General features: G+C 70.9%; 5 protein-coding genes. 1 reads left to right on the top strand and 4 read right to left on the bottom strand.

Annotated features, from left to right (window positions below; translation table 11 throughout):
* Positions 1-56 precede the first annotated feature (56 nt).
* The 4 genes from glgB to DQW06_RS07365 all read right to left on the bottom strand — a co-directional run bounded on the left by glgB (position 57) and on the right by DQW06_RS07365 (position 8,185).
* Positions 57-2,222: a 1,4-alpha-glucan branching protein GlgB gene (gene glgB, locus DQW06_RS07350; RefSeq protein WP_210746078.1), complete on the bottom strand. Its 2,166-nt coding sequence runs from the start codon at positions 2,220-2,222 to the stop codon at positions 57-59.
* A 444-nt stretch (positions 2,223-2,666) separates the two neighbouring features.
* Positions 2,667-4,055: a phosphotransferase gene (locus tag DQW06_RS07355; protein WP_013151303.1), complete on the bottom strand. Its 1,389-nt coding sequence runs from the start codon at positions 4,053-4,055 to the stop codon at positions 2,667-2,669.
* A gap of 1 nt (position 4,056) precedes the next feature.
* A complete protein-coding gene (gene treS, locus DQW06_RS07360; protein ID WP_117198193.1) occupies positions 4,057-6,105 on the bottom strand; it encodes a maltose alpha-D-glucosyltransferase in 2,049 nt (682 codons plus the stop codon).
* A 109-nt stretch (positions 6,106-6,214) separates the two neighbouring features.
* The gene (locus tag DQW06_RS07365) at positions 6,215-8,185 is read right to left on the bottom strand and encodes an alpha-1,4-glucan--maltose-1-phosphate maltosyltransferase (protein WP_013151305.1); all 1,971 of its coding nucleotides are present in this window, start codon (positions 8,183-8,185) and stop codon (positions 6,215-6,217) included.
* 735 nt (positions 8,186-8,920) lie between these two features.
* Between DQW06_RS07365 and DQW06_RS07370 the strand changes: the two genes are divergently transcribed.
* Positions 8,921-11,292, top strand: a 2,372-nt coding sequence (locus tag DQW06_RS07370) for a transglycosylase domain-containing protein (protein ID WP_157983370.1), incomplete at its 3' end; no start/stop codon positions are given.

Consider the following 11,292-nt stretch of genomic DNA (forward strand, 5'->3'; position numbering starts at 1 on the left):
CCCGTACGGGGCGGCGGGTGGGACGAAGCGAAGCGAAGGCCCGGAGAGGACACCGCCTAGGACCCGGGCTCGAACCAGACCGCGCCGAGCGGGGGCAGGACGACCTCCGCCGAGAACGGCTGCCCGTCCCAGGGCACGGGCTCGGCGTCCACGCGGGCGGGCGCCGGGTGGTCCGACCCGCCGAAGCGCGCCTCGTCGGTGTTGAGCACCGCGTTCCACCGGCCCCCGGAGGGCAGGCCCATCCGCCGCCCCGTACGGGGCACCGGCGAGAAGTTCACCGCGCAGGCGAGCACAGAGCCGTCGTCGCCGTGGCGCAGGTACGACAGCGTGTTCCCCTCGCGGTCACCGCCGTCCAGCCAGGTGAAGCCCGCCGGTTCGGTGTCCTGGGACCACAGCGCGGCCCGGGGCCGGTAGGCCTCGTTGAGCGTCCGCACCAGGCGCTGCACCCCCGCGTGGTGCTCGAACTGGAGCAGCCACCACGGCACGCCCTCCCGGTGCGACCACTCGTCGCCCTGGGCGATCTCCCCGCCCATGAACAGCAGCTGCTTGCCCGGGTGGGACCACATGAACGCCAGGAGCGCGCGCAGGGTCGCCGACCGCTGCCACTCGTCGCCGGGCGGCTTGTTGAACAGCGACTGCTTGCCGTGCACCACCTCGTCGTGCGACAGCGGCAGCACGTAGTTCTCGCTGTAGGCGTAGACCATCGAGAACGTGACGTCGTCGTGGTGGTACTGGCGGTGGACCGGCTCCTTCTTGACGTACTCCAGGGTGTCGTGCATCCACCCCATGTTCCACTTGAACCCGAAGCCGAGCCCGCCGTGGTCCACCGGCGTGGTCACGCCCGTGTAGGCGGTGGACTCCTCCGCGATCATCGCCACGTGCGGGTTGCGCCGGTAGACGGTGGTGTTGAGCTCCTTGAGGAAGTCGATCGCCTCCAGGTTCTCCCTGCCGCCGAACACGTTCGGCTCCCAGGCCCCGGAGTCGCGCGAGTAGTCCAGGTAGATCATCGAGGCCACCGCGTCCACCCGCAGGCCGTCGACGTGGAACTCCTCCAACCAGTACAGGGCGTTGGCCACGAGGAAGTTGCGCACCTCGGTCCGCCCGTAGTTGAAGATCAGCGTTCCCCAGTCCGGGTGCTCGCCCCGGCGCGGGTCGGGGTGCTCGTACAGCGCGCTCCCGTCGAAGCGGGCCAGCGCCCACTCGTCCTTGGGGAAGTGCGCGGGCACCCAGTCCAGCAGCACGCCGACCCCCGCGCGGTGCAGGGCGTCCACCAGGTGGCGGAACTCGTCCGGCGTGCCGAACCGGGGCGTGGGCGCGTAGTACGAGGTCACCTGGTATCCCCAGGAACCGTCGTAGGGGTGGCCCGCCACGGGCAGGAACTCCACGTGCGTGAACCCCATGTCGGTCACGTACGCGACGAGTTCCTCGGCCAGCTCGGCGTAGCCCAGCCCGGGCCGCCAGGAGCCCAGGTGCACCTCGTACACGCTCATCGGCGCCCGGTGCTGCTCCACGCCCTTGCGCTCGGCCATCCACTCCTGGTCGGACCACACGTGCGTGGAGGAGGTGACCACGGAGGCGGTCGCGGGCGGCATCTGCGTGCACCGCGCCATCGGGTCGGCCTTGTCGCGCCAGTGCCCGTCGGCGCCCAGGACCTGGAACTTGTACAGGCCGCCCTCACCGATCCCGGGCACGAACAGCTCCCACACACCGCTGGATCCCAGGCTCCGCATCGGGTGCCCGACGCCGCTCCAGTGGTTGAAGTCGCCGATCATCCGCACGCCGCGCGCGTCCGGCGCCCACACCGCGAACCGGGTTCCGGCCACCTCGCCCATCGCGGTGTCCTCGACCCGCACGTGCGCTCCGAGGGCGTTCCACAGCTCCTCGTGGCGGCCCTCGCCGATCAGGTGCAGGTCCAGCTCGCCCAGGGTCGGCGCGAACCGGTACGGGTCGGCGGCCACGTGTTCGGCGCCGTCCTCGTAGCGGGCGCTGATCCGGTAGTCGGGCACGGAGCCGAGCCTGCTCCGGGACACCTTCGCGGAGAACACGCCCCGGTGCAGGTGGTCCAGGCGCAGCCGCGAGCCGTCGGCCAGGACGGCGTGCACCTCCACCGCGCCCGGCCGCAGGGCCCGCACCACGGTGCCCCGGCCCTCGGCGTGCACGCCCAGCAGCGCGTGCGGGTCGTGGTGGTGGCCGTCCACCAGCCGGTCCAGGGCGGCGACCAGTTCGGGGTCGGGCCCCTTGCGCCGGGAGGCGGCCGGTGGTTTCGCCGTCGCGGCCCTGCCGTTCGTCGCGGCCCTGCCCTTCGCTGCGGCCCTCCCGTTCGCGGAGGCCCTGCCCTTGGAGGCTGCCGGGGCCTTCTCACCGGTCCCCGCCGTCGCGGCCTTCCTGACGGCCTTGGCCGCCTTGCCCCCCGCGGGCTTCCCGGCGGCGGGTTCCACCGCGGCCGCCGTCTCGGCGACCGACACCTCCTCCACGACCGGGATGCTCTCCACGGCCTTCTTCTTCGGGTTCTTCCCGTTCGTCGCAGTCTTGGCTGCGCTGGCACGCGGACGTTGTTCGCTGCGCGGCGAGGTCAATGCGGACTCCGTGGTACTCGTGCGGACGGATCGGGGGGCGTGGTGGTCGAAGGGGCGGCCGCCGCGCTCGGGAGGCGGCCGCCGACGTGCTCAACCGGGCACGGGAGGCGCGGCGGCGGTGGCGATGGACTCCAGCGGGACCCGCAGCCAGTTCGGCCGGTTCCGGGCCTCGTACAGCACCTCGTACACGGCCTTGTCGAACTCGAAGGCCCGCAGGACCGCCAGGTGCTTCTCCGGGTCGGCCCCGCCGCCGTCGGCGTAGCCCCGGCAGAACGCCTCCCGGTTGTGCCGGGCCCAGGAGCGGGCCGCCCACTCCAGACCGGGGTCGCCCGGGTGCCCGATCAGCAGGTACCCGGCCGCGTAGTCGAAGGAGCGGAGCATCCCCGCCACGTCCCGCAGCGGGCTGGACAGGCGCTGGCGGTCGCGCACCGGCACGGTGGGCTCGCCCTCGAAGTCCAGCAGCACCCATCCGGACGCGGTCCGGATCGCCTGCCCCAGGTGGTAGTCGCCGTGGATGCGCTGTATCGGCAGCGGCTCGTCCACCTCGGAGAAGTCGGCGTAGGCCTCCATCACCCGGGGCGCGTGCTCGGCCAGCTCCGGCACCTCGGCGCTGGCCATCGCCAGGCGCTCCACCATGGCGTCGGCCATCTCGGCCGCGCCCGTCGGGGTGAGCACGTCCGTGGGCAGGGTCCGGGCCAGCGACCGGTGCACCTCGGCGGTGGTGCGGCCCAGCTGGGCCGCCTCGTCGGTGAACGCGGACTCGCGCCCGTCCCCCGGCCCCTCCAACAGGGCGCGCACGTTGGCGGTGGCGAGCACCCACCCGTCCGTGGCGTGCGGGATGTAGGTCTGGAGCATGGCCAGCGTCGTGGGTGTGGAGTGCCCGGCCAGGTCGGCCTCGATCCACCCGCACGGCCGGGCCACGTACGGGGTTCCCGACAGGGCCATGTTCAGCTCCAGGTCCGGGTTGGGCCCGGGCCAGAGTCTGCGGAAGGTCTTGAGGATGTAGTCCTCGCCGAAGACCAGCGACGTGTTGGACTGCTCGCCGGTGAGCAGCCGCCCGGATGACCCGGTGCGGACGCTGTCGCCCGGCAGGCTGCGGAAGCGCACCTTTCCGGAGGGTTCGGCCCCGGTGGGGGCGGCGAACCGCTCCAGGAGCATCCGGGTCAGCTCCTCGTCGTGGGCGGCGTCGTAGACCACCCTGGGTCTGCCGCCCGCCACCTGGCACACGCCGATGGCCACGCGCGCCAGGTCCGGTGGCAGGGAGCGCGGCGGCCGCGAACCCAGCAGCACCTGGTAGCGGGAACTGCGGCCCCGCTGCCCGGCCTGGAGGACCAGGACGTTCAGGTCCGGGCCGTCGGGGCCCGACGTCACCAGCGTGTACCTGCTCTCGACCCGGATCTGGCGGATGGGGATCCCCTTGCCGGAGAACCAGCGCTGTCTCGGTAGCCAGACGGCCAGGAGTTCTTCGAGTTGGGACATGTCAGAGCGACCCGTTTCCCTTCTCGCCCCCACCCCGGCCCGTGCGCTCCGCGGCCGGGCCGGAGAGGCCCGACGCGCGCACCGCGCTCCCGTGGGAGGGGGTGCGGGCGCCGTCGCCGAACGCGGGGGAGAACCCGGCCGGGATGCTGGACGTCGTGCTCACTGGATGGTCCGGTGCGTGCGTCCGGGCCGCGGCCGCCGACACCGGCGAGGTCTCGAAGGTGGCGTGCACCCGGGCCCCGGCCTCGGGCAGTCCGTAGGACGGCATACCGTCCCGGTTCGTGCCCGCGGACTCCCGGTCGGCGGTGGTGGGCAGCTGGAACCAGTAGAAGCCGTGCCCGGGCAGGGTGAGCAGGTAGGGCAGCTCCCCGATCTCGGGGAAGCGCACACCGCCCACGCACTCCACCGGGGCGACCCCGGCGTAGCGCCCCAGGTCCAGCTCCACGGGCTGCGGGTACCGCGACAGGTTGTTGACGCAGAGCATCCGGTCGTCGCCGTGCTCGCGGATGAAGGCCAGCACGCTCGGGTTGGTGGCGTTGAGTTCGGTGAAGGCGCCGGTGCCGAACACGGGGTGGCGCTTGCGGATCTGGATCATGCGCCGCGTCCAGTGCAGCAGCGAACCGGGGTTGTCGCGCTGGGACTCCACGTTGAGCGCCTGGTACCCGTAGACCGGGTCCATGATCAGCGGCAGGTACAGGCGGGCCGGGTCGCCCTTGGAGAACCCGGCGTTGCGGTCCGAGCTCCACTGCATGGGCGTGCGCACGGCGTCGCGGTCGCCCAGCCAGATGTTGTCGCCCATGCCGATCTCGTCGCCGTAGTACAGGACGGGCGAGCCCGGCAGGGACAGCAGCAGGGCCGTGAACAGCTCGATCTGGTTGCGGTCGTTGTCCAGCAGGGGCGCGAGCCGCCTGCGGATCCCCACGTTGGCGCGCATGCGGGGTTCCTTGGCGTACTCGGAGTACATGTAGTCGCGCTCCTCGTCGGTGACCATCTCCAGGGTCAGCTCGTCGTGGTTGCGCAGGAAGATCGCCCACTGGCAGTTGCGGGGGATCGGCGGCGTCTGGGCGAGGATCTCCGAGATCGGGAAGCGCTGCTCCTGCCGGACCGCCATGAACATGCGCGGCATCAGCGGGAAGTGGAAGTTCATGTGGCACTCGTCGCCGCCGGACTCGAAGTCGCCGAAGTAGTCGACGACGTCGGACGGCCACTGGTTGGCCTCGCTCAGCAGCACGCGGTCGGGGTAGAGCCGGTCCACCTCGGCGCGCACGCGCTTGAGGAACTCGTGCGTCTCCTTGAGGTTCTCGCAGTTGGTGCCCTCGCGCTCGTACAGGTACGGCACGGCGTCCAGGCGGAACCCGTCGATGCCCAGGTCCAGCCAGTAGCGCAGGACCTCCAGGATCGCCTCCTGGACGGCCGGGTTCTCGAAGTTGAGGTCGGGCTGGTGGGAGAAGAACCGGTGCCAGTAGTACTGGCCGCGGACCTCGTCGTAGGTCCAGTTGGACGTCTCGGTGTCGACGAAGATGATGCGGGCCTCGTCGTAGCGGTCGTCGGTGTCCGACCACACGTAGAAGTCCCCGTAGGGCCCGTCCGGGTCCTCGCGGGAGGCCTTGAACCACGGGTGCTGGTCACTGGTGTGGTTCATGACCAGGTCGGTGATGACCCGGATCCCGCGCCGGTGCGCCTCGTCCAGGAGCTCCACGAAGTCGGCGGTGCGGCCGAACTCCGGGAGGATCTTGAAGTAGTCGGAGATGTCGTAGCCGCCGTCGCGCAGGGGCGACTCGTACATCGGCAACAGCCACACGCAGTCGATGCCCAGCCACTGGAGGTAGTCCAGCTTCTGCACCAGCCCGGCGAGGTCGCCGGTGCCGTCGCCGTTGGAGTCGAAGAAGCCCCGGGCGAGGACCTCGTAGAAGACGGCGTGTTTGTACCAGTGGGGATCACTGGTGCCGCCGGAGGACATCAGCGGGCCGGTGGCGGCCCCGGTGGCCGGGGCGAGCGGACCGTGTTCGGCGTGACCGTGTCCGCCGGGGCCGGGCTCGTCTTTGCTCATCTACTGCTCCCCACCAAGAATGTTCGACGTCGGTTCAACAGGCGTTTCGGACACGGCGGGGCTCCGGCGGAGCAGCTCCGCCGGGCCCCGTGCGCTGGTTCCGGGGCCGCTATCTGCCGCTGACGGTGAACACGTGCGCGGGACCGGCCGCGGGGTCGAGACGGACGTAGTTGTCCGCACCCCAGGTGTAGGAACGGCCGGTCAGCTCGTCGGTCACCCTGAACTCCTCCTCCCTTGTGAGGCCGATGGACGGCAGATCCAGGTGCACCGTCGCCTCGCGTGCGTGGTGCGGGTCGAGGTTGACGACGGCGATCACGGCGTCGTCGGGGTCCTTGGGGCCGGTTCCGGGCCGGTGCTTGGAGAAGCAGACGATCTCGGGCCGGTCCACGTGGTGGAAGCGCAGGTTGCGCAGCTCCCGCAGGGCCGGGTGCTCCCGGCGCAGCCGGTTGAGCAGCGTGATGAGGCCGGTGAGGGTCTCGCCGGAGGCCTCGGCCGCGGCCCAGTCGCGGGGGCGGTACTGGTACTTCTCCGAGTCGAGGTACTCCTCGCTGCCCGGCCCGGCGGGGGTGTTCTCGCACAGTTCGAAGCCGGAGTAGACGCCCCAGGTGGGGGAGAGCAGGGCCGCCAGCACGGCGCGGACGGCGAACGCGGGCCGACCGCCGTGCTGGAGGTAGGCGTGCAGGATGTCCGGGGTGTTGGCGAAGAGGTTGGGGCGCAGGTAGTGGGCGCTCTCCCGGCTCAGCTCGGTGAGGTAGTCGGTCAGCTCGTCCTTGCCGTTGCGCCAGGTGAAGTAGGTGTAGGACTGGTGGAAGCCGACCTTGGCCAGCGTGCGCATCATGGCGGGGCGGGTGAAGGCCTCGGCGAGGAACAGCACGTCGGGGTGCCTGTCGGCGACGTCGGCGAGCAGCTTCTGCCAGAAAGCGACCGGCTTGGTGTGCGGGTTGTCGACGCGGAAGACGCGTACGCCGTGCGCGATCCAGTGCTCGACCACCCGCAGGACCTCCGCGTACAGGCCCTCGAAGTCGCGGTCGAAGTTGAGCGGATAGATGTCCTGGTACTTCTTGGGCGGGTTCTCGGCGTAGGCGATGGAGCCGTCGGCCCGGGCGGTGAACCACTCGGGGTGCTCGGTCACCCAGGGGTGGTCGGGGGAGCACTGCAGGGCCAGGTCCAGGGCGATCTCCATGCCGTGCTCGCGGGCCTCGGCGACGAAGGCGTCGAAGTCGGCGAGGGTGCCCAGGTCGGGGTGGACCGCGTCGTGGCCGCCGTCGGCCGACCCGATGGCCCACACCGAACCGGGGTCGCCGGGACCGGCGGTCAGCGCGTTGTTGGCGCCCTTGCGGTGGGTGGTGCCGACCGGGTGGATGGGCGGCAGGTAGACCACGTCGAAGCCCATGTCGGCGATGGCGGGCAGGCGCTTGGCCGCGGTGGCGAGGGTGCCCGAGAGCTCCTGGCCGGGCGCGGTGTCGACCTGGGCGCCCTCCGAGCGCGGGAAGAACTCGTACCAGGAGCCGAACAGCGCGCGCTCGCGGTGGACGACGACGCTGGTGCGCTTGGACCTGGTGACCAGCTCGCGCAGGGGCGCGCGCTCCATCTCGGCCAGGACCTCGGGGGTGAGCGCCGCCTCGAAGCGCTCCACCGGGGTCATCGAGGTGTCGCGCAGCGCCTTGGCGGCGGCGTTCAGGAAGGGGCGGCGCGGGACCCGTCGCCCGGCGCGGGCGAGCAGGCGGGCGCCCTCCTCCAGGACGAGTTCGGTGTCCTGGCCCAGCGGGAGCTTGACGCCCGCGACGTGGTGCCAGGTGGCGAAGGGGTCGGTCCACGACTCGACGGCGAAGGACCACGTCCCCTCCGTGGGGAGGCTGACGCAGGCCTCGTAGCGGTCGGTGCCGGGGGCGTGCTCGCGCATGGGGACGAGCTGTTCGCGGCGTCCCTCGGGGGAGTAGACGACGACGCCCGCGGCGAGGGAGTCGTGGCCCTCGCGGATCACCGTCGCTCCCACGGTGAAGCGTTCGCCCGGAACGGCTTTCACCGGTCCGAGGTCGTTCTCTGGAGAGATATCGAGGATGGGCAGGCGTCCGATCACTGGCTACACCGTAATTGTCGTGGTTCGACGTTCGGAACCGTGCTGTTTTTCGGCAGGCGGAAATAACCGGGAGTTAATCCGGGGCAAGACGGAGTTCACGGAGCATCCGGAACAGAAACTGTCCGGATTAAGGCTTCGGTGCCCTCCGCTGTCTATCGTCTGCCCTCTTGTGGTGTTTGGCGGAGTGCCAGGGCCGGATAATTTCTGTGATCCTCGCCACACTGGATGCGTGTGCTAAGAGCCGGTGTTTGTCGGGTTTCTGCTGAGTAAACCTCTCAAAGCGGTCATAAGGATGCAGCAGATTCAGGTGTCTCTGTGGTTGTTTTCCGATGCATTCTGTGGAAATGACGGAAAACTGATCGGTCATGTTGGACGGTGTGCTGCGGTGGGTAGGGATGACCGAATGCACGCGCGAGCTGTATGGCCGTATTCCGGACATCCGCGCGTGACCGAATAGTCGTCTAAGGAACTTTTGTCACGGATTCGGGCATCCGTGGCCCGGGAGTCTCCTCGGTGCTCGCTCTCCCTCCCTGCTCCGGGTGTGTGACGCGCCTGTTTCGTGGTGATTGAAGAAATATGTTCGTTCTGCGGTGCTTTGCTTGGCATTGAGGAAGTTTTTCGCTGACGCGCCCGTTAACCCGGCCTGCCCTTTGCGTCCGCCCTGAGACCGTGGTCGATGGAGTTGTCCGCCCGCACGTCCCGCGGGCGGGGCGGCACACGGCCGTAGGGGGCGACGTGACGGAGTCCAACCAGCGCCCGCCGCGTGGGCGGCGGCACGAGGCCCCGCGCCGGAACTGGCGCGGGGCCCTCTCCCGTGCGGTACCGGCCGCCGCGGGTCCGCGTGTGCGGCGGTGGGCCGAGGCCCTGCGCCGGAAGGTGTCGGAGCCGACCCCGGCGGGGGACCGCCGGGAGACGGTCCAGCGCCTGGCCGGAACCGGCGCGGTCGCCGGTCTGCTCACGGCGGCGCTGGTCATGCCCTGGGTCGGCGGCCTCGGCCTGGCGGCCAGGGACTCCGCGGCGGCCTTCATGGCCCTGCCCAGCGACCTGGCCGTGCCGCACCCCGCCGAGCGCGTGCTGCTGACCGACGTCGACGGGGAACCGATCGCCGAGGTCGCCGAGCGCGAGCGCGACGTGGTGCCGCTGGACGAGATCAGCCCCTGGGTGCCCGCCGCCCTCATGGCGATCGAGGACGACCGCTTCTACGAGCACGCCGGACTGGACCTGCGCGGCACGCTGCGCGCCGCCGTCCGCACCGTCCTGGGCAACACCCAGGGCGGGTCCACCATCACCCAGCAGTACGTGAAGAACCTCCTCATGGAACAGGCCGACACCGAGGAGGAGCTGGCGAGCGCCAACGCGCGCACCCTGACCCGCAAGGTGCTGGAGCTGCGCTACGCCATCGAGCTGGAGGAGAAGCTCACCAAGGACGAGATCATGGAGGGCTACCTCAACCTCGCCTACTTCGGCCAGAACGCGTACGGCATCGAGGTCGCCGCCGAGCGCTACTTCTCCGTCCCGGCCTCCGAGCTCGACCCCGCGCAGGCCGCCACGATCGTGGCGCTGGTGCGCGCGCCCTCGTACTACGACCCGCTCACCAACCCCGAGGCCTCCGTCGAGCGCCGCAACCTGGTGCTGGACCGGATGGTCGCCACCGGACACCTGGAGAGCGCGCAGGCGCAGGAGTACAAGAGCCGGGGCCTGGAGGTGGACGAGACCCCGCGCGCGGGCAGCTGCTTCAGCAGCGAGCAGCCCTTCTTCTGCGACTACGTCATGCGGTGGCTGGGCGGCTCCGACGCGCTCGCCGGGACCCAGGAGGAGCGCGACCGGATACTGGAGCGGGGCGGCATCACCGTGCGCACCACCCTGGACCTGGACATGCAGGAGGCCGCCGAGCAGGCGATCGAGCGCTACGTCCCCGCGGGCGACTCCCACAAGTTCGCCGCCGAGGTCCTCGTGGAGCCCGGTACCGGCCGGGTGCGGGTGATGGCCCAGAACATGCGCTACGGCTTCGACGACGAGCCGGGCACCACCTCGATCAACCTGTCCGTGGACCACGAGGACGGCGGGTCGCTGGGCTACCAGGCGGGTTCGACGTTCAAGCCGTTCACCCTGGCCGCCGCCCTGGACGCCGGGCTCAAGTACGACACCAGCTTCTCCTCGCCCGAGTCCACGACGGTGAGCGGCCTGGAGAACTGCGAGGGCGGCAGGATGGCGCCCTGGGACGTGCGCAACGCCGGGGAGAGCGACGGCGGCAGGCACAACATGATCAGCGGGACGAAGGGCTCGGTGAACACCTACTTCGCCCAGCTCCAGGAGCGCGTCGGCCTGTGCGAGACGGCGGAGATGGCCCAGAGCCTGGGCATCCACCGCGCGGACGGCGAGGACCTGCAGGTGTGGAGCTCCTTCACCCTGGGCGACCAGGAGGTCTCCCCGCTCACCATGGCCAGCGCCTACGCCGTCTTCGCCTCCCGGGGCACCTACTGCGAGCCGGTCCCCGTGGCCTCGGTCCTCTTCGAGGGCGAGGACGGCGAGGAGGTCGAGATGGGCACCGAGTGCGAGGAGGGCGCGCTGGACACCGAGGTCGCCGACGGCGTCAACCACCTGCTCCAGCAGACCTTCGAGGGCGGTACCGCCAACGGCCTGGAGATCGGACGCCCGGTGGCGGGCAAGACCGGCACCACCGACAGCGCGGCCTACGCGTGGTTCGCGGGCTACACCCCGAACCTGGCCGGGACCGTGGTGGTCGGCGACATCCGGGGCGGGGAGCAGCACACGCTCCAGGGCGTGACCATCGGCGACCGCTACTACGGCATCGTCTACGGGGCCACGCTGCCCGGCCCGATCTGGCAGGCCACCATGCGCGAGGCCGTGGCGGACCTGCCGGAGGAGGAGTTCGCCCCCTCGCCGAAGGTCTACGGCAAGGCCTCGGACAAGCCGTCGGGCGGCGGTGGCGACAACGGTGACAGTGACGACAGTGACGCCGGTGGAGGCGATGGAGGCACGGCTGGCGGTGACGGCGGCGTCGCGGCCGGTGGTGGTGGCGGTGGCGGCGGTGCCGGGGGTGACGATGGCTCGACCGGCGGCGGTGGCACCGGTGACGGCGGTGG

Origin of the sequence: Nocardiopsis sp. TNDT3, assembly GCF_003427465.1 — a bacterium.
GTDB classification, from domain to species: Bacteria; Actinomycetota; Actinomycetes; order Streptosporangiales; family Streptosporangiaceae; genus Nocardiopsis; species Nocardiopsis dassonvillei.